We start from the raw sequence: 19,137 nt of genomic DNA on the forward strand, positions 1-19,137 counted from the left end.
TCAGGCCGCCTCCGCGAGGGCGCGCTCGATGCGCTTGACCATCGTGTGGATGCCATCGATCCCGGGCCGCCACGTGTTGTTGTGCCGCGACCAGCGCTGCCAGATCTGGCCGCGGAAGGGGTGCTGCTGATCGGCCGCGCGCGGATACCTGTTCGCGCCCCGCAGCTTGAGCCACGGCAGGCAGTAGAACATGTCGGGCGGGCAGTCCGGATATCCCGGCGGCAGAACCACCAGGATATCGGCGGAGGCGGCGTCGAACTTGCCGTCCGGCAGCGCGATGCCCTTCAGCACCACGCCCGCCTGACCCGGCTGGCTGCCGTCCTCGTAGGCGATGCCGCGACCCTCGAGATAGGCGACGTCGCGCGGGGGCAACACGATCGAGAGGCCCTCGGTCGTCTGCGCGATCGCGGTGAAGAACTTCTCGACGCCCGCCTTCGACAGGTCGACCAGGTCGCCGTCGCGGATGAGAAGATCCTCGCCGCCCCGGATCTCCTGATAGACGTCGTGGGTGCGAGGGTCGACGCCGGCGTTCTTCTTAAGGACCAACCCGCTGATCAGGTTGGGACCCCATTCGCCCTCGCGATCGTCGATCTTGAAGCGGAAGGAGCGATCGGTCCGGAAGACCAGGACCTTCTCGGCTCCCTTGGCGCGGAGATCGAACAGCTCTTCCTGGCGCAGGGTCTCCAGCGCGCCGTCCGGAAGCAGGGCGATCGCCAGGTGCTCGTCGACGGGCCGGGCGCCGGCCGCCTCCAGGATCTGGCGCCCGGTCACGATCGGATCGGGGATTGCGATGCGGCGGAAGTCGAGCTCGGCGTTGCCGATCAGGATCTCGAAGTGGGGCGAAGGGGGGTGGGTGGAGTGGTTCATGACGACCTCGTCTCGATGTCTGGGCGGCGGATGCCGACCCTTCCATTCGAGTAGCGAAGCGAGCTGGGCGGATTCGGTAATCGCCCTAAAAAGAATCCTCCGATGTGCAGACGAAATAGTATTGGCAGGTCGGGCATTCCCTTCCCGGCGAGGGAGTGAAGTCGCCTTTCTCTATGCCCGCGATGGCGTCGGAATAGTCCGAGACCGCCTTCCCGCCCTTCGTCGGGACGATCGGCACCCTGCCGGCCTTAGCCGGGTAAAAGGCTTCAAGGTCGATCCTGCGGCCCGGGAACGCCTGCGCGGCGGCGACGCCCATCAAGGCCCACTCGGCCTTCTCCTCCTCAGACTTCGACTTGCGACCGGTCTTCAGCCGCTGCGCCACGACGCCGGAGGCCGTTTCCAGAACTCGGTCCGGCCGCAACGTGATCGTCTTGCCGCCCAACGCGGCAGTCCATTCCGTGCCCACGTCCTCACCCTCTACCAAAGCCGACACCGAGCCTTCCACCATCCGTCTCGCCTCGGCGCGGTAGAGCGGCTCGAAACCATGCTTGGGGCCGTGTTCGGCCCAGATCGCCTCCAGCTGCTCGATCGCGGCGGCAGCGGTCACGGTCCGACCCTTCCGACGTTCCTCGAAGATCCATCGGACGGTTTGCCTGACACAGCCATGGAACCGGAGATAAGCGCTGTCCTCCTCGCCGCCGCGAAGGCCATCGAGCACCTCGTAGCGATACCGGGCCGGGCACTTCATGTAGATATCGAGATGCCGGCCCTGATGGATTTCCTGCGGGACCGTGGGAGACATCGGCTCGGACCGCTTGCTCCCTGTGGCGGTCGCCACGGTTCGCGATGCGGGCAGCACTCCGGGCATCCGCTCCAGGAACTTGGAAGGGTTGCAGGTCTGGCTCTCTGTGTAGCGCGCCGCGCTGCTGATCGACATCACGTCGCGGGCTCGCGACAGGGCGACGAAGAAGAGGCATTCCGTCTCGGCGTCGTGCTGGTCCTTCGATATTTCCAACCGTTCCATCCCGACCGGCGCGGGGCAACGCTGCGGGCGTTTGGGCCCCGGCACCGTGCGCGTCGCGACCTGCGGGAGGTGAACGGCGCGGAACTCCAGGCCCTTCGAGGCGTGCACCGTCATCATACGGACCGCGGGGATGCCGCTGGCCTCGGGCGGCACGATCCGGAATTGCCGGTCGTCGTCGAGCCTCTCCAGCCTGCGGATATCGTCAAGCAGCTTGCGTCGACCAGCGACCGACCGGTTGGCGTCGTAGTGCTCGCGGCAGAACTTGAGCAACTGGTAGATGGCGACGAGGCGCTGCTGGGAGCGGACGTCGCCGACTTCCAGTATGGGACGAAGGTAGTCGCTGGATTCGAGGAGATAGTGGCTGAGCAGGTGCCAGGCGCTCGTCTTCCACTCGACGCCGTCGAGGTGCCGCGCCAGGAGCTTCAACGCCTCGGAGCTCGCTTCGCTAAGGCCCGGAACCTCGTCCGCTTTCGCGCAGGCCGCGATGACCTCCTGACCCGTCTCCCGCGCATGCCGCAGCAACGCCACGGCGTCGGACCTCGACACGCCGTATTGGGGGAACCGGGCGACGCGGACCAACCCGACACCGCCTCGATCGCTACCCAGCGAGACCAGCGAGAGCAGGTCGCGAATCTCCGGTCGCTCGAAGAGGTCGCCGAGATAGAGGACCGGAACGCCGAGATCCTGAAGCGCCCGGCCGAACCTTGCCAGGCACAGATGGGTCGTGGCGAGGATTGCCTGATCCTCGTAACCGATGCCATCGCCCTTCAGCCGCTCGATCTGATCGCGTATCGCCGTGGCTTCTGAGGCCAGGTCGGGCGCATGGAGGAGATCGACGAAGCCGACCCTGCCACGCTTCGCCCTCCAGGTCGCCGCCGGCTTCGGGGCAGCCGCCATCTCTGCCCCGAAGCGTGCGAAGGCCCGAACCACCGTCTCGCATGATCGGTAATTGGTCTTTAGCTGCCGGCGCTGGGCCCCGGTGTATCGGTCGGTGAACCCCATCGCATTCTGGGGGGCGGCGCCGCGAAAGCGATAGATCGACTGCCGAGGGTCGGCGACGACCCAGAGACGCTTGCCGCTCTCGGTGATTTGGTCGAGCAGCTCGGTGCTGGCGAAGTTGACGTCCTGATACTCGTCCACCAGCACATGGCGATGCTTGGCCATGACGGTCGCGCGGACCTCGGGCCTCTCTCGCAGCAGCAGGACCGAGCGATAGACGAGGTCGCCGAAATCGACACTGCCGTCTGCTGCCAAGGTGCGTTGGTAGATCTCGTAGACCTCGCCGACCTCCACGGCCTTCTCGGCCCGCTCAATGTCCTGGGCGGTCGTCGCGGCGGCGAGCGCGGCACGTGCGGCCGCAAGGTAGTCATGGTCGGAGATCATCTCGTCCTTGGCCCGGGAGATCGCGCGTAGGATCGGGCGAAGTTCAAGCGTCGGGTCCCACAGGTTCTGGAAATGGTCGAGCCGGAGCTCGCCGAGCACGCTTTCCAGCAGCGCCAACTGTCCGGATTCGTCGAGGACCTTGAAATCGGCAGGCAGGCCTGCAGCGTGGCAGTGCAGCCGAAGCAGTTCAAGACCGTAGGCGTGGAAGGTCCCGACCCAGATTAGGGGCGCGGCGACAGCATCCACCCTCTCGACCCTCTCGATCATCTCGGCCGCGGCCTTGTTCGAGAACGTCAGCGCGAGGATCGACGACGGCGGCTCGCTTCGGGCGAGCAAGTGCTTGATCCGCGAGATCAAGGTCCGCGTCTTGCCCGTCCCCGGACCCGCGTCGAGGATCAGGGGACGCTCGTCCCATTCGGCCGCCTCGCGCTGCTCGGGGTCCAGATCGAACGTGACGGCCGACCTATCCTCAGCCTCCTTCGGTGGCGTCAGCGGAGGCAGGAGCAACGCCCGGATGGCCTGCATCCGAACAAACTCGACGGGCAAGCCGAGGTCGTTCGCGATGGACGAGGGGCGCTCCTTTCCCTCGAAAAGCCACTTGCGAAGCTTGTCCGCGGGCAGCAGGAACTCCTGCGCGAAGATGTCCGCTTGGACTTCCTGCCGCTCGCGGGGGGAGTAGGCGACAACACGGTCGCTTCCCGTCTCGATCGGCTGACCGCCGAACCCTGCCTCGGTCGATCGGATCATGAAGGCGGTTTCGTCGTGAAGGACGAAATGACCGAGTTCGTGAGCCGCCACGACGGCGCGTTGGCGGCCATCGAGATTGGCGGCCAGCCGAACGAAGCCGTCGTCCCTTTCCAGCGCCCCGAGGACGCCGACGCCGTATACCGTCCCCGGTTCGAAGTTGTCGGTCTGCAATCCGGCCTGTTTCAGACCCTGCGCCACCAACTCCGCCGCCGCGTCGGACGATGCCTTGTTCCTGGCCTCCGCGTGCCGCTGGCGCGCCTTGAGACGAACATCGCGCCAGACGTCCATGCCCTATTCCTCGTCTTCCTTGAGCCAGAAGGCTTTCGCCTCGTCGGTCATCTCGGAGGCTTCGATCGCCTCTTGCCAGCTGCGCTTCCGACCCTCCCTCGGGCCGTTCGCAGCCTTGAAGGCGGCAACGGCCGGCGGCTCGCTGGAGGCCCTGGCGACGTCCAGCATCCACCGAGCCACCAGGCCGAGCTTCTCCGCGCCGACGCGGGCGAAGCGCTTTGGAATGCTTGCCGGTTCGATCCGCCCGGCGTTGATGTCCGAGACGATCGACCGCGGAACGGTCATCGCGTCCGCGAGGTCCCGCAACGACATCCCGGCACCCTGCGCGACCGCCCTCAGGGTGGGCATCGGCCTCGGCGCTGCCTCGACGGCGGCCTGCGGGCGGATGGAGGCCAACAATTCCATGTCGGCGATCTCGACCGCATGGCTGCGGATCTCGTTCGCGTATTGGGGATAGCGGTTGGTCCACTCCTTCAGGACTTTCGGCGTGACTACGTCGACGGCCTGGTGAAATTGAAAAATCACCTCATCGAGCTCCTCGGAAGAGGTTGTCATTTGCTTGCTCCCAACAATTCGAAAATGTCCGCTCTTATCCGATCGACCCACGTCTTGATCGTTTGAGGGCTTTTTCCGAGCAACACGGCGATGCTCTCGTCCGGATCGGACGAGGTATACTTGAAGCCGTTGAGGTGAAGTGCGAACGCCTTTCGATGGAGCGGGTCCAACCGCTCCAGGATGTCGGCGGCAATTGCCAACTGCTCCGGACTGAGCCGCGTGCTGTCGGCCGGGTCGAAGGTGCGGCCGGTTTCGTCATCCTCGACGGGAAACTGCTCGACCCATTCCTTCTCGCGAAGCGACGGGCGCAGACGGTCGGTGAGCCGTTCCCTTAGCTTCTTGTAGAAGCCTTTTTCAAACCCTACCCCATCCTTCGAGGTGGGATCCAGCAGGGCCTCGTTGAGCTTCCCGATGACTTCCTCGATGATCTCCGAGCCGCCATCCAGGAGATCGCGTCGGACACGTTGGCGCAGGTATCTCCGAGCCCGGCCTTGGAGATGCTCAAGGAGCCTTCCCCTGGTCCGTTCGGTATCGGGTCCGGCCATCTCCCGAAAGGCCGCGACGATCTCGACGGCCTTGCGGCGATCGAGGTGCCCGTCCTCGCTCAGCGACCGCCATTCGTCCCACTTCCCGGCATCCTGCCCTGTTAAGTCGTTCAATAGACACCCCCCTGGTCAAGCGGCGTCCTGTTGCAGTAGCGATGCAACGACAAGCCATTCGGTAGTTGTTCGCAAAATTATTGTTTGAACGGGAGATTCGCGCAATCGGAGCTCCCGGGCGCGATGCCGCCACCGTGGCGTGGGCGTAAGCTTCATCGATGCCAGTCGAGCGAGGATCGCGGTAGCTGATACGGCCAGCGCTTCACGGCGCTTGTTCGCTTAATAGAGTATGACATCAGGATGTTGTGGCCGCCGGACCGACCTTTTTTATCTTAACGGCAGCTGTCGGGCTCCAAGCGCATTCGAGTGGTTTTGCCCGAAGGTCCGCTGATGGCACATTTCACCTTCAAGCGCTTGTCATGCCTGGATTTACCTTGGAAGGCCCGCCTTCCGCCGCCTGCATCAGCGCGTAGGGGTCAGCGCCGATTGCGCGGGCAAACTCGACAAACTCCGCTGCATCCAGCCGCCTCTCACCGAGCTCGACCTTTGAAATAAAGGTTTGACGCTGCCCCACGCGACGGCCCACCTCTGCCTGGGTGATACCAGCGGCCTTCCGGGCCTGGACCAGCGAGGCCACCATCCTTTGGTACAAATCGGATCGAATGGAGGTCAAGGAGGTGACGCCGGTCGTTAAACCGACCCCTCAATGACACCCGAAATTTGAGTACCCCAAAACCGGGTATTCAATCACTCTGCCTCGACGTTCCAGCGATTCGAGGCGGCCGTGAAGGAGCAGTATGTCGGCGACATCAACGACTACCGAAAGTACGCCCTTCTCCGCGTCCTAGCCGCCGGTGGACGTCACCGGGTTGGCGTTTGCTGGATGATGACGCCTTCGGACGGCAGCGCGGATGGGAACGTCCTCTCCTATCTCACCAAGCCTGAGCGATTTCGCGCCTTCGATTCCGACCTCTTCGATCTCCTTCGCTCCACTGTTAACGACGTTGGCGGCCGCCGCCTCTCCGCGATCGAGGCAGGGGAAGCCATCCCCAGCGCGACCTACTACAACGCCCAACTCCCGCGCGAGCGCGAGGCTCGGTCCGCATATTGGCGGAATTGCCTGGCCTCGTTTCGGGACCGAGACCTCGTGTTTCTGGACCCGGACAACGGGCTTGCAGTCGCCTCGACGGCCAAAGGCCGGAAGAACTCGGACAAGTATATTTTCCTCGACGAGGTCGCCGCGTTTTACACGGCTGGTCAGTCGCTGCTGATCTATCAGCACTATCCGAGGATTGACCGGGTCAGCTTCGCCGCGGCTTGCGCCAGCAGCCTAAGAGCGATCGCTTCTGACGCCGAGGTCTGGCGCTTCAGCACCGCTCACGTGCTCTTCCTTCTACTCCTTCGACCTGACGCGCCCGCCAGCTTCATGATCGCAGTCAAGGAAGCGGCGTCGCGTTGGCCTGCGGCGTTCATTCATGGCGCAAAGATGACCCCGGCCCGGGGTAAGGCCGGCCCATAATTGATCTGACGTTTTTCAGATGATTTACTTTTCGTTTATTGGAGTCGGTATGATGTATAAACGCTGGGTCGCACTCGCTTCCGCACTTTTGACTTCAGCTTGCAATCCTTCCAATCGAACGGCGACGCTTGAGAGCGCAGCGGCTGGAGCAATGCGCACCGCGGGTCCCGGCGATACGGTTTTGGATTTTCGGCTCTCAAGGCCCCTTCCGAACGCCTTCGGTGGCGCGGACATTTTCGGCCGCACGACGAGCGCCGGACGTGTCGTGGTTCGTTTCCTCGGCGTGGAGGGCGGACGAGCGGCGCTCGAGCGCTCCGACCTCATGATCGAAACCAACGCTACGACGATGAACCAGACGCCACTCGTCGTGCCGCACGCATCGCGCACGACGGTGGCGGGAATGGTCGACGGAAGGCCCGTGTCCGGCGTGGCGACCTCGACCGACTACGCGGTGGTCGGACCGCGGCCGACGGCGCAGATCGCCACCGCCCGAACGCCGATCCGTTTGATGCTTGCCGCGGGCCAGAGCGTCCCCGTCGAAGGCCGCACGCTTCGAATCCTCCAGGTTCAGGCTAACTCAGTGACCTATCGCATCGACTGAGATGTTGGGTAGACGACCCGGGAATATTTTGCAGGCCGGTTCGGGTCCCCCGTCATATCGCGCTGACCCTGCATGGGGGGAGGGTTGCGGCATGCCGCCGGGAGGGGGGGCCTGCGCAGCGCGGGAGCGCGCCACCAGGGCGCCCGCGCTGTGGCGCGGCCCCTGACCCGCCCAGGCACCCCGGCGGCCGTCCGCGTACTACGGGAGCCCCGACGCGGGGCCCCTGGCGGCTTAAGTGCCGGCGTGTAGCACCGGATGCACGGTGATCATGTAGCCGTCGGTCTCGCACGCGCCGAACTCTGCGAGCGCCTCGACCAGCTCGCCCGGAGCGATGCCAGAGATCAGCGCCGCCTCTTCCATGGCAAGGACGTCGAGCGACCCGGTCGCGCAGCACCGGACCTCAAGCAGCAGGTCCGCGGATCGATCCGCCACTTCACCCATAGACCTGCTCGAGCGCGGTGATCGCCGCCGCCCCTCCCCTCACCGCCTGGGTGTAGTGGCCGAGCGTCACGGTCGGGTTCGCGTGTCCCGCGATCTGCGCGACGAGCCCGACCTCGATGCCCTGGGCCTGCAGCGTCGAGATGAACGAATGTCGCGCCGAGTGCGGCGTTACGTACGGCAGCTTCAGGCGTTCGAAGGTCGGCTCCCAATAGCGCTTTCGGAAGTTCTGGTAGAGCAGCGGCCCTCCACCGCCCAGCCGAGGCTTCGGCCAAGGCTGGAGACGTCCAGGGCCGGGAAACACCCGGTGCAGCTCCTTGTCCTTCCGCGGGCACCGCAGCCGCCAGGCGAGCAGCAGCTCACGCAACGTTGCGCCCATAGGGATCTCGCGCGTGCCGGCCTCGGTCTTCGCCATCTCCGTCAGCGACCCGTCACGCTCCTGGATGCGGCGGATGCGAATGACGTTCTTGTCGAAATCGACCTCCTCCCACAGGAGACCCAATTGCTCGCTCGGCCGCGTTCCGGCGAGGAACGGGAAGGCGTAGTAGATGCCGAACTCGTCGTCGCGTGCAGCCTGGATCACGTCGCGGATCAGTTCGCTGGTGAGAATGGCCTTCTTCGGCTTGTGGCGGGCCCGAGAGAGGCCGGTCGGCATCGTCGGCGCACGGACTTTAAAGTCCTCCTCAGCGAGCGCCAGGATCGACTTCAGGTGGGCCTTGGCGCGGTTGGCGGTGTAGACGCCGCACTGGTCCACGACGCTCCGGTGCCAGATCCGGATTGCCGCGGTGGTGATCTCGTTCAGCTTCACCTCGCCGAGCATCTGAACGAAGGTCGCGCCCTTGGGCTTCACCTTGGCCGCAGTGTACTCCGCGCGTTCTCGGGGCGTACCCACCAGCACGGGCCCACGAATGACGGCGCAGACGACCTCGTAGCCCTTGAGCGTCGTCGCCTTCACGTTCCCCTCGCGATCGGCGAGCCAGTGAGTGATCGCCTCCCCGATCGTCGGTACGGTGCGCTCGTCCACGTAAACACCCTCGGCGACTTGCATCTGCAAAGCCCGCTGCCGAACCTCGGCGTCACGCTTGCGCTCGAAAAACTCCTGACGGCGGCGACCTCCGTTCGGGTCGAGATAGTTCAGCACGTAGCGATCTTGGATCACGATCGCCCCGCTCTTGAGCTTCCGCTTGCGCATCCGCTTCGTGAGACTAACGGAGAAGTTCATGAGGTTGATCCTGTCGAACAAGGACTGGATTAATACGAAAACACGCCGAAGTAACCCGCGCAATTAATCGCCGACCGGCCTGCAGATAGTGCAAAATATCGCGAGATGTAACCGACAACGTAACCACGGCCGCGCCAAACTTTCGAAGCCAAAGAGATGTTTAAACTCGGGGCTATTCGGATTCGGCGCTCACCGAGGTTGAAATCGTAACCGTGGCGGGGTGGCGGGTGTGGCGTGGTACAGCCGCGTGCGCCCGGCCATACCGCGTCAGCAGCCCGGCCAACACCGCAGGACTACCAGCTGCCCGGCAGCTCCTGCGGTCCATGCCACACCCGCCACCCCGCCACGCTAGTAGGGGGGTGATTGGCGTATCGTGTCATCCTGATGGTCTTGGCGTTTTGGGCGAAGATAGCCGCGAACCGTCTGGTGGCCTTGCCGGAATTTGCCGGCCTCCCATCCGAGTTTTTTCATCACCATCGATAGGCGCTTCGTCTGGTGTTGAGCTTGGCGGTCGGGCGGAATCTCTAGAACTTCGCGCAATAAATGCACGGTGGCGACGCGCGCCGTCTCACCTTGCGCGATTCCGTTCACTGCCGAGAGCATCTCGATCCAAGGATCTTCCTCCAAGCGGCCCTCCTGTTCGGCGGCGGCCGCCGCCCAAAGCTCCCGCGGCAATTGGATTGACGCGCCGTTCGCTTCTGAGACTGCCGCTTCGGCCCAAAGTTGGTCGCGGTCTCGCTCCAGCGCGACCAGATCAATGGCGCTGGTTTGAACCGGCCAAAATCGCCGATTGCCTGTTTGGTCGCGGAGATATTTGCTCTCATTGGTCGTACCCACCAGGATCGACTGGCGAAGTCGTAGCTCGACAAACCGCCCGTAGGCTGGTCGGCTACGGTCAAGCGACCGTGAGGCGAAATTTTTAATCTTGTTAACCTCCGCTTTGCTCATACCTTCAACTTCACCCAGTTCGTAGATCCAGACGCCCTCAAGCAGCTCCATCTGAGTCTTCGAATCCTGCGTAAGAATTTCCTGATCCGAATGGTTGTCTGGGCCAGCAAGTATTTTCAGGCTCGACGACTTTCCCGTTCCCTGGGGGCCTTCAAGCACCACGATCTGGTCGAACTTGACGCCTGGACGCCTGACGCGGCGCACCGCTGCGATGAGCATGATCGAGCCGATCGCCGCATTCAGCGGCGTGTCATCCGCGCCCAGATAGGTGACGAGCCAACGGTTCAGCCGGGGCTCTCCATCCCACTCCAGCGACTGAAGCATCTCCAGAATGGGATGGAACCTATTCTCGAGGCAGAGCAAATGAACCGCTGCGTAAATGTTGTCGGGATGGGGATCAAAACCGAATAATTCGATGACAAGACTCCGAATAACCACACAAACATCGTCACCGATCTGACCCTCATATTCTTCAACAAGCTTGCCGTTCACAAGCTTCCTGTGGCGAAATTGATCAAAACTGAAACTCAGTCCGGTCCGTCGCAAAGCGACGACAGTGTTGCGGAACGTGGATCTCGGCACTTTTCCACGGAGATCGGGCCATCCGTCGGCGCACGCGGCCCGGGCCGCACGTGCCTGTTTAAACGCGTAGGCAGCCTGATTCCGCTTCTCCCGAATTGATTCAGAAACGCCCAGCTGTGGGTTGAGCAGAACGCCCGCGATAAACTCATCGGAACAGCCGGCACGGACGAGTGCGCACGCGACGTGGAACACTGCCTCGCTCCGCGAGGGGAAACGCGCCCCCGGGGATCCCATTGGTAAGTCGGGGTCGTCGCCATTCTCGATGATCGTACGTGTCTCGGCGGGCACGTCGGCTGGGATCTGATCCAATGAGACCAACTCGATTGCGGAAGGAGACCCCGGCACCGCCGCGATTGCTCCTTTTGGGCCGGCCGGCCCTGGATCGTCAGCCGGAAAGTCTTTTATTTCATACAGTCGGCTCCAATCGACCTCCACAAGCTTTGCTAAAGCCGGCTCCCGGCCTGCCTTCCGTTTTGTCGCATTTGGAAGGTTGATCGTGCCCGGTAACCGCATAATGCGGTCAACGTTATGGCATTTGTCGCCGCCAAGATTCTTCGCGATGACCTGATTACACCGCTCCGCCCGATCGAAATCAGACGACGGCGAGTTCAATAACCAGAACGCCTAGTAGCCGCCCCCTGACATCACAATCGCCGTAGGAGGAGGTTCGTAAGCCTCGATGCGCCGCCGGGCGGAGAGGTCATCGACATCGACGTGTAATGCTATGATTTCAACCACGTCGCCCTTCTTGGCTTTGGCGTTTCTCAGTCCTGAACGTAGTTCGTTGACGTGAAAGTATATGTTAGCCTCTCCTTGCTGCTCATTGATCCAATCTGCAAGCTCTTCTTCCTGGTCTTTCTTGAAACTCGCCGCATGAAGCTTACCGTCCGGCGGGATTGCTACAACGTGCCAGGGTCCGTCCGGCTGCATTTTTTGGAGGAAGCGGAAAGCCTCGTCGGTGTCCGGTTGAAGATCGAAGTAATCATCCATCACACTCCTCCTCGACGGGAGGCGTTGATGAACGCCACGACTTCGGACAGCCGTACCAGCCGACGAGAGTTGAACGGCGCGTAGCTCGGCAGCGCGCCCCGTTTTATTGCTCGCTGGATCTGCCAATATGGGAGGCCGAGCGCGGTGGCCGCTTCGGCGATTGTGATCAGTTTTTCAAGCTTCGGTCGCTCTATCTGCGAAAAAAGGGGATTGTGTGCGTTATTAGTTTCAAATTTCGCCGACATAGGGAGCTCCTCTGGTTTGAGGCTCCTTGTCCGCGGAAAACTTACCTGAGGCCCGCCACCCCCCGGGGGCGCCGAGTCTGCTCGAACTCAGTACGACTGAGTGGCGGCAGTACGGCGGGCGTAAGAAGAGGGTGTCGCAGCATTTTCTTTATAGCGCCCTCGCCGAGTTTTATGAAATTGTCGCCGATGTCTTCGCCCGATGCGACCCTTCCACTGCTGTCCTTCACGTCGGGAATAAGTCGCGCAAACCAGTCTTTAGGGTATGGTCCCCATGGCGCGAGACGCTCGCGGCGTATATCAACACACAAAGATCGCAAACTTTCGACCGCAATTCCACGAAACTCCGGCGTAAGCGATGGCGCGTTTGCTCTTATCCAGTGCGCGTACCAATGTTTTTGAACTTCAACACTTTTAGTCATGCCGGCTAACGCTTGTTTTATCGTTACCCCGCCTGCTTCACCTGTAAGCGATAGCATGCAGTAGCGTTCATACAGCGCGTGTAACCGAGCCCAGGCGGTAATAAACAATTGGGTCATCTTACGTTGAGCAATCGCGTCGGCTGCGATCTGCAATACGTCCATCCGGTCCATGACGTTCGCCGCGGTGTGCGCCGGTACCTTTAAGCTCTCCGGAACTAAAATACCGATTTCGTAGGCGAGTCCGGCCCACAGCTCGCGAGTCATCGAGCCCACAGGCGCATGAATGTAAAATGCTGCACCATAGTCAAACTTAGTTTGCATTGGATTATCGACGAGGCCGTAAGTGAGATAGTTCAGCCGAACCCGCTCGTATGCGCTATCATCAAGAAGTTCGAAACCTTCGAGATTTCTTTGAATTTCGCGAAATCTTTTTTCAATTTCGATCCAGTCAATAGCATTATCTTCAGACGATCTATTGCGATCTAACTCATTCTCACTTTGCTTCGATTTATATGATCTGCAACGCAAGGTATGTTCTCCAATTAATTGGTTATATCGGTCCTCAGAGGAGCACCATCCGCCCTCCCACGTCCATGTAGCCGCACTACCGTGAAAAGAACGGATATTAGCGACGCGGTGCATAGCCAGGCATACGAGCGGAAATAGCGCGGTCTTGAATACCGAACCAGAATTTACATAGAATGGAGTGCCCTCTTAGCAAGATCATCACCGCCGCTTCACACGTTCGCAATCGTCTCTTGCAACAGCAAGTCCGATTTATGCGCGGCCATCGGCGACCCACTCCTTCAGCTCATGCAGTGTATATGGGTCAAGAGGGCTCGCACTCTTTCTGTGTGCCCGCCGATGACAAGTTGGGCACAGCACAAGGAGATGCTCCGGTAACGTCGTTCGCTTTCCTATTGCCAAAGGCGTAGGGTGGTGAACGTCAAACATCGCGCCGTCCTTGTGGGTGAAGCCGCAGGCCTCACACGTGATCGCCCCATAGCGCATTCGGTTTTGATGCTTGACTTCTCTGGCTAACCTTCGATCTCGTTCGACGGCCAGCTGTTGCTTTAGCACCCGCGCGCCTTCTTCCGCTCCGGACGCCGGTATCGTAGGGAGCCGCGCGGTCACCAGTCTGGGCTTTCCCGAGTCATAGAAATTTCCGGGAAGCGGGAGACCCACGCGCTCAACTGGCAACCCATGTAGCGCTGCCCAGAGCTGCTTCATTGCCTGTTCGGGATGTACAATGCCATCTTGCGAGCCACCGAGGATGGTGCGGTCTGCGAAACCGAGATCTTCGACAAGGCGAGGCGCCCCGGCGAAACGCCACACATCGTGGAGCGCTATAGCCACCGGCCATTGCGCTAATCGGCCGACCTCCTCCGGGTCTGTGATCAGGGTGCTTGTTAATCCGTATACAAGGGCTAGCCGGGCGACATTGAGCACCCTACCCTCGTATCCTTTTTGGACGTTTTTGCCGCCACCGATGGTGATGACGTAAGGGCGTGTCGTTGCCCGTTTAGCCGCGCCGGCCGCCACCTGAAAGTAGCTCTTATCGTTAATAGTGCCGCGCGCACCGAAACACAGTACGTGAGAGCTGAGCGGACCGAAAACAGCTTTAACGCCTATAATTTCATCAGAACCCGAAACTACATCGGCCAGCCGTTCAAGCGCCTCCGAACTCGGGGCGCCTCCGCTGGTCTCGATGATTCGGCGCAGGCGCGCCTCGTTCGCGGGCCCAACGTCGCCCGCGGGCTTGTAGCCGGAAATGCGGGGCCGCCCCAACAAGTCCATGACGTACGAGATATTCTGCATGCGATATTCGACGGAGCCACTCGACCGTCCCGCCAGCGGACCGGCGAGAAGACGCCGACGATGCTCTGATTTTGAATAAGGGGTGCCGGCAAGCTCGAGTAGTACCATTTCCGAATAGGCTTTGACCGCGGCGTCAAGCTCCGCATCTGTCCACTCCATCTCATCCGCCATCTTTCCACCCTTCCGCTAAGGGGCGACACGCTTACTTCGCGCTACAAAATGCATCGCTCGACCCAGAATGGCGATCTGAATGATGGTAGATCCGATGGTCTTTGTTGTATCTCGATGGGCTTGCTACTCACGTCGTTTGGTGAGCTCACCACCATGACATCAAGCACGACTTCCGCGCACAATATGATAGCAGCTAATTGCGTCGGCTGAATGTTACGCGACCAGCCGGGCTCCTCGATGGGCAAGGTCAAGGCGTGCCCGCGCGAGCTCGTCAAAGACCGACGACTGTGTCAGACCATAATCTCTCAGCTGTCTCTCTAACCGTACCAAGCGGCCTAATTGCCTGTTGAGGATATGGCAGGCTGTTGTGTCGATTACCGAGCGGCCCTCGACATCACTCCACCAAGCTTGAAGTGCAACAATGCCTACGCGGACCAGATCGACTAAGGCCACATCGGACTCCGCTAACTTCCATATACCGTCGAAAACGTTGAGCTTGTCACCGCTCCTTGGATTTAGGCGGTCGAGAGCAACAATGTATTCGCGAGCATAGCCAAATCTATGTGAATTCAATTCATCGAATTGGCGCTTCTCCAACCGGAGACGAGAAAATTTCTTTGATATTCTTTCTACAGCGCCGATTGCCAGCTCCGCGACTCTTGCGTAATCACCTCGCTCCTTGGCAATGCTAATCAGTTCCGAACAGGCGCGAATATGGGCGTAAAGCGGGACATCATGAGCCCTATCGTTTGAGGACCAGGACGAAACCATGTCGAGGAGAACCTGCCAGTCCTTCAACTCAATTTTTGTGTTTATTGCGTCGGCCATTAGCTCCGGCCTTGTACAACCGAGGCGTCTGGCGGCATCAAACTCGCGGTCCGCGTCGGCGGTGCGTGGCGGAGACTGCCGAAGAAGAGCTTGGCCGAGAACATTGGCCACATCTCCGCTTTTTGGGAATTTCGTCCGGAGTTCTTGAGCTACACGCAGTGCTTCGTCCGCCCGGCCAACGTTCCATCCAGCCACGACCCTCCGGATTCCAGCCCCAATTGACCGGTTGTCAGTATTACTTCGCTCCTGCGCCCTGGCGCAGGCCTGCTCGACAGAAGCAGCTTGTGACCCAAGATGTGACCGGAGGAGCTCCGTAACTGCAGATAGATCGCTTGGCGCAAAGATAACAGAATCGCCGCTTTCCTTGGTCGATGTTGATATTAAATGATAGGACTGCAGATCCGAAACACGGTCCCGCACCACTTTGGGTGTCACCTCCAGTATGCTTGCCAGATCATTGACGCTGGTCTCGCCTAACAACAAAACGGCATAAAGAAGCCGGCCCTGCGAACCTCCTAGGCGGCTTATCTCACGCTGAAATGCAAATCTCCGAACCTCCTCACCCTCTTGCCCCTTCCATGTCTCGATCGCAGTAGCGAGATTTTCGCCCAATTTCACCAATCGCACGACCGAAGCTGCAAACAAGGGCGACCCTGACGTCGCGACATAAAGGTCTTCCATATTCTTCCCGGAAATGCCCGCGATCTCAAAAACCTCACAAATATTACTAACAAATCTACTAAAACTTTCATACTCAAGCCCAGCGATCTTTACTACAGCAGTAGGCGGCATGCCCTGGTCTATTCGGGATGTCATCAGAATACGGCTGCACGGAATGTCGCGACCCACCGTCCTGAGAGCTAGGCCGTTCAAGGCTGCAACCATCTCCTTTTGCTCGTCTGGTGCAAGCGAATCAATGTCGTCGATTATGAGCAGGCACGTATAATTCTGAAATGCATCGACCACGCGGTCTGCAAGTTCGTCCAGCGAGGGCTCGTCGATATCAGGCGAGATTTGGTGCGAAAGAGTCTGAAGTATCGCCTCGTAAAGTTCCTCAAGATTGCCAAAATCAACACGGCTCGCTTGGATAAGATGCCCCCGCAAAGCCGAATACGTCCTCTGCTTGGCAGTGAGCCATATAACCCATTCGATCTCACCACCGCCGCTTGCAACCACCTCCTCAGCGAGGCGGTACGCGACGGAGGTCTTACCGAGTCCTCCGATCCCGGTAACAAGACGCACGGGGCTTCTCGGGTCCGAGAGCCAGCTCCTTAACGACGCCAGTACGTCCGTACGGCCGACGAACTCAACGAGGTCGGGATCCCGCGCGGGTAGAGCCGAAACCACTGCAGGACGGTTGCGTCCACCCGGCGCTTCTGGTGGCGAACGGTCCGCATGAAGAAATTGCCAATCTTCACTCGTAGCCGAGGCGGGACGACATTCATCGCGGATGCGGACGTATGTTTCCTCATTGAAACAACGCTTTCCGTTCGGTTTTTCCGGTCCCATCTTCTTGAATCTAACTGGCGCAACCCGAGCGGGTCGACGAGGCACGAGCATAAGGGCTAACCGTGCTGTACCAACTTGTGTGGACATTTCAAAAAACCGGAATGAGCACTCGATGCTATTCCCCGTATAGCTTTCTAGACGCCTGTTAAAATCTCCGAGATCAAAATCGCCAATACAATTTTTAATGCGGCTGCTTCCCTTATCCGAAACACCAAACAAAATGTATCCGCCGTACGAATTGTGGAATGCGACCACATCTTTTATAATGTCGCCTATCTCTGATTTGTGAAGTTTTCTGTCCTCGTCAGTTGGCTTGTTTGGGAGGCAAGGCAACTTCTCCTTGTAGTCCCAAAGCTGCGACTCGTAATCGTGTGGCTTTCCTGACGGCAACAGCTCAGCTACGATTTCATCATCGAGTTTTAAGTCGTCGACCCACAAACGTAATTTAGCTACGAGCGATACCTGCGCATTGGCTAATTTCGACGTCGCAGGCTTGCTCGACTTCTGATGCGCACGTAACGCCATTACAATTGGTTCCCGTCGACCGAAATCGCTCACTGAGGACGTCCCCGCCGCATATCGGTGTTCAGTGCGCCAAGCGGGTCTCTCAATCTCGATAGCAGCACAATCGAGCCGGCTGGTGAAGCGCTTGGTGGATGCAGCCCGCGTATCGGGGGGACAAAGGCCCCGACTGCTACCGCACGCGCCGGCAAACGGGCGTGGAGGCTGCGGAGGTAATCGAGCTAATTACCATCGAAGTCTCCTGCGGCCGTCGGCGAGCCGTTAACATCAAAGTGCGTTATCGAAAGGCTGCTAGCCGAGTTTGAGCATGGCCGAGCGCGGTCGCAAAAGGAGTAGGATTACACCTGCGCCGCTCGGATCACGCCCACCACCTCGGACAGCCTCACGAGCTTCCGACTGTTGAAGGGCGCGAAAGCTGGCACCACGCCGGCTTTCACCGCTCGGCGGAGAGCGTAGTGCTGGATGCCCAGTTGTCGGGCCGCCTCCTGAACCGTCAAGAGGGGCTCTGGCGGCGGGCCACATCTACGGGCTCGTTACTTTGGACGCTCTTCGTCATATCGACTCTCCCTCGCTAGCTTCGGAGAAATCGATCGCGCGCTGAGCACCCGCAGAGTTTACGGGAGGTTGTGGGCTAGAAGCGGCGGTTACGCTCACAGCCCTCTTCTGCTGTCCGAAGCGTGGCGCGGCCTGGCGCTCGGGTGCAAATCGAACCTGCCGCTGTTTTGAACTGTGGCGTTACGTCTCGTCCTGGCATCGGCCCTAACGCCTTCCACCCGCGAGAATATTCTCGATTGCCAAGGTTGGGGTCGTGGGTTCGAATCCCATCGCCCGCTCCAGTCGACGTCAAGCGCATGAAAAAGGCCCGCCTCGCGCGGGCCTTTCGCGTTTCCGGGCCTCCGGCCTAGCTCTCGTCAGATCTGGCGGCCGTTGAGGTTCGGGTCCTGGGTGCTGATCGCGTCCGTGGTCCGCGGTTCGGGCTCCGGCTGGCCGTCGGCGCGGTCGATCCAGATGCGGATCGGCCCCGGCTGCATGTTGCCGAAGGGCGTCGCGAAGGCGATCTCGGCGGCGTCGCGGCCGACGCCGATGCGCACGAGCCCGTCGAGCGCCGCCTGGCGCGTGCCGTCGAACAGCCACCATCGGCCGTCGAGATAGGCCTCGAACACGGCGTGGAAATCGGACGGCGACAGGCCGAAGGCGTAGCAGCTGACGAGCCGCGCCGGGATGCCCAGCGCGCGGCAGAAGGCGATGCCGAGATGGGCGAAGTCGCGGCAGACGCCCGCGCGCTGCACCAGGATCTCCGTCGCCGTGGTCTCGGAGTCGCTCGAGCCGCGGACGTAGTCGATGTTCTGGTAGATCCAGCTGCAGATCGCGCTGACGCGCATGTGACCACGCGGGAAGTCCCCGAACTCGCGGAGGGCGAAGGCGGCCAGGCGATCGGACGGCACAAACCGGCTCGGCAGCAGATAGGGGAGAATTTCGAGCGGCAGGTCGCGGATGTCGGTCTCCTGCACCGTCGTCGGATCCGCGCGGTGGACGTCGAGGTCGACCTCGGCCTCGTAGGCGAGCGAAAACTCGCCGGGCGAGGCCAGCGCGCGGACGTAGCGGTTGCCGACGTCGGGCGCGACATAGCTGAGCTGCTCGACCTGGGGCGAGAACGACAGCCGGTCGACCAGCCCGACGTGGCGCGGGAGCTGCGCCACCTCGACGTTGAAGATGAACACCGTCTCGTCGACGATCTTGTAGGCGAGCTCGCAGCCGAGCTTGAACTTCATGGCGGTCTCCGTGGCGCCGGGGGCGGGCAAGGCTCCCGGCGGCGGGAGGACCCCGAGGCGGCGAGAGAGCGCGCGCCTAACGCGCGAGCG

The 19,137-nt window shown here is 60.9% G+C and carries 17 protein-coding genes; 2 read left to right on the top strand and 15 right to left on the bottom strand.

The annotated features are described in order from the left end of the window. The 5 genes from METY_RS01175 to METY_RS01195 form a co-directional block, all read right to left on the bottom strand. Nucleotides 1–867 carry a multiubiquitin domain-containing protein gene (locus METY_RS01175; protein ID WP_103119560.1) on the bottom strand — a complete coding sequence of 289 codons (867 nt, stop codon included), beginning with the start codon at nt 865–867 and terminating at the stop codon, nt 1–3. An 85-nt stretch (nt 868–952) separates the two neighbouring features. Then, on the bottom strand, nt 953–4,309 hold the full coding sequence (locus METY_RS01180; protein ID WP_103119561.1) for an ATP-dependent helicase: 3,357 nt from the start codon (nt 4,307–4,309) through the stop codon (nt 953–955). Nucleotides 4,310–4,312: 3 nt separating this feature from the next. Then, entirely contained in the window at nt 4,313–4,915 is a 603-nt protein-coding gene (locus METY_RS01185) for a hypothetical protein (RefSeq protein ID WP_146035635.1), read from the bottom strand. Next, a complete protein-coding gene (locus METY_RS01190; RefSeq protein ID WP_103119563.1) occupies nt 4,861–5,523 on the bottom strand; it encodes a hypothetical protein in 663 nt (220 codons plus the stop codon). Before METY_RS01190 ends, METY_RS01185 begins: the two co-directional genes overlap by 55 nt. Before the next feature lie 346 nt (nt 5,524–5,869). Next, nucleotides 5,870–6,136 carry a helix-turn-helix domain-containing protein gene (locus tag METY_RS01195; RefSeq protein WP_103119564.1) on the bottom strand — a complete coding sequence of 89 codons (267 nt, stop codon included), beginning with the start codon at nt 6,134–6,136 and terminating at the stop codon, nt 5,870–5,872. A gap of 111 nt (nt 6,137–6,247) precedes the next feature. Here METY_RS01195 and METY_RS01200 point away from each other — a divergent pair, with 111 nt between their 5' ends. Both METY_RS01200 and METY_RS01205 read left to right on the top strand, forming a co-directional pair. Continuing rightward, complete coding sequence (locus METY_RS01200) at nt 6,248–6,982, top strand: hypothetical protein (protein WP_103119565.1); 735 nt, start codon at nt 6,248–6,250, stop codon at nt 6,980–6,982. A gap of 151 nt (nt 6,983–7,133) precedes the next feature. Further along, the gene (locus METY_RS01205) at nt 7,134–7,583 is read left to right on the top strand and encodes a hypothetical protein (RefSeq protein WP_146035636.1); all 450 of its coding nucleotides are present in this window, start codon (nt 7,134–7,136) and stop codon (nt 7,581–7,583) included. A 231-nt stretch (nt 7,584–7,814) separates the two neighbouring features. Here the strand turns inward: METY_RS01205 and METY_RS01210 are convergent, their stop codons facing one another. The 10 genes from METY_RS01210 to METY_RS01240 all read right to left on the bottom strand — a co-directional run bounded on the left by METY_RS01210 (nt 7,815) and on the right by METY_RS01240 (nt 19,047). Then, a complete protein-coding gene (locus tag METY_RS01210) occupies nt 7,815–8,015 on the bottom strand; it encodes a hypothetical protein (protein WP_103119567.1) in 201 nt (66 codons plus the stop codon). A gap of 1 nt (nt 8,016) precedes the next feature. Further along, nucleotides 8,017–9,243 (bottom strand): tyrosine-type recombinase/integrase, encoded by a 1,227-nt coding sequence (locus tag METY_RS01215; RefSeq protein ID WP_146035637.1) that lies wholly within the window; start codon nt 9,241–9,243, stop codon nt 8,017–8,019. A gap of 348 nt (nt 9,244–9,591) precedes the next feature. Next, nucleotides 9,592–11,385 carry a virulence-associated E family protein gene (locus METY_RS01220; RefSeq protein WP_146035638.1) on the bottom strand — a complete coding sequence of 598 codons (1,794 nt, stop codon included), beginning with the start codon at nt 11,383–11,385 and terminating at the stop codon, nt 9,592–9,594. 12 nt (nt 11,386–11,397) lie between these two features. After that, a complete protein-coding gene (locus tag METY_RS01225; RefSeq protein WP_103119570.1) occupies nt 11,398–11,763 on the bottom strand; it encodes a hypothetical protein in 366 nt (121 codons plus the stop codon). Further along, a complete protein-coding gene (locus METY_RS20750) occupies nt 11,763–12,008 on the bottom strand; it encodes a helix-turn-helix transcriptional regulator (protein ID WP_146035639.1) in 246 nt (81 codons plus the stop codon). Before METY_RS20750 ends, METY_RS01225 begins: the two co-directional genes overlap by 1 nt. A gap of 41 nt (nt 12,009–12,049) precedes the next feature. After that, nucleotides 12,050–12,955 (bottom strand): hypothetical protein, encoded by a 906-nt coding sequence (locus tag METY_RS20755; protein WP_146035640.1) that lies wholly within the window; start codon nt 12,953–12,955, stop codon nt 12,050–12,052. 249 nt (nt 12,956–13,204) lie between these two features. Next, nucleotides 13,205–14,416, bottom strand: a complete 1,212-nt coding sequence (locus METY_RS01230; RefSeq protein ID WP_103119571.1) for an HNH endonuclease — start codon at nt 14,414–14,416, stop codon at nt 13,205–13,207. Between the two features lie 213 nt (nt 14,417–14,629). Further along, entirely contained in the window at nt 14,630–17,311 is a 2,682-nt protein-coding gene (locus tag METY_RS01235) for an RNA-binding domain-containing protein (RefSeq protein WP_146035641.1), read from the bottom strand. A 302-nt stretch (nt 17,312–17,613) separates the two neighbouring features. Next, the gene (locus METY_RS20985; RefSeq protein WP_160147279.1) at nt 17,614–17,772 is read right to left on the bottom strand and encodes a hypothetical protein; all 159 of its coding nucleotides are present in this window, start codon (nt 17,770–17,772) and stop codon (nt 17,614–17,616) included. Between the two features lie 414 nt (nt 17,773–18,186). Further along, nucleotides 18,187–19,047, bottom strand: a complete 861-nt coding sequence (locus METY_RS01240) for a transglutaminase-like domain-containing protein (RefSeq protein WP_103119573.1) — start codon at nt 19,045–19,047, stop codon at nt 18,187–18,189. Between the last annotated feature and the right edge of the window lie 90 nt (nt 19,048–19,137).

The organism is Methylopila sp. Yamaguchi, assembly GCF_002897035.1.
In the GTDB taxonomy this organism is placed as follows: Bacteria; Pseudomonadota; Alphaproteobacteria; order Rhizobiales; family Methylopilaceae; genus Methylopila.

Bases quoted from the DNA above. Each gene is read 5' to 3' on its own strand.
- METY_RS01175 (WP_103119560.1), bottom strand. From the start codon at position 867: ATGAACCACTCCACCCACCCCCCTTCGCCCCACTTCGAGATCCTGATC.
- METY_RS01180 (WP_103119561.1), bottom strand. From the start codon at position 4,309: ATGGACGTCTGGCGCGATGTTCGTCTCAAGGCGCGCCAGCGGCACGCG.
- METY_RS01205 (WP_146035636.1), top strand. From the start codon at position 7,134: ATGCGCACCGCGGGTCCCGGCGATACGGTTTTGGATTTTCGGCTCTCA.
- METY_RS01215 (WP_146035637.1), bottom strand. From the start codon at position 9,243: ATGAACTTCTCCGTTAGTCTCACGAAGCGGATGCGCAAGCGGAAGCTC.
- METY_RS01225 (WP_103119570.1), bottom strand. From the start codon at position 11,763: ATGGATGATTACTTCGATCTTCAACCGGACACCGACGAGGCTTTCCGC.
- METY_RS20750 (WP_146035639.1), bottom strand. From the start codon at position 12,008: ATGTCGGCGAAATTTGAAACTAATAACGCACACAATCCCCTTTTTTCG.
- METY_RS01230 (WP_103119571.1), bottom strand. From the start codon at position 14,416: ATGGCGGATGAGATGGAGTGGACAGATGCGGAGCTTGACGCCGCGGTC.
- METY_RS01240 (WP_103119573.1), bottom strand. From the start codon at position 19,047: ATGAAGTTCAAGCTCGGCTGCGAGCTCGCCTACAAGATCGTCGACGAG.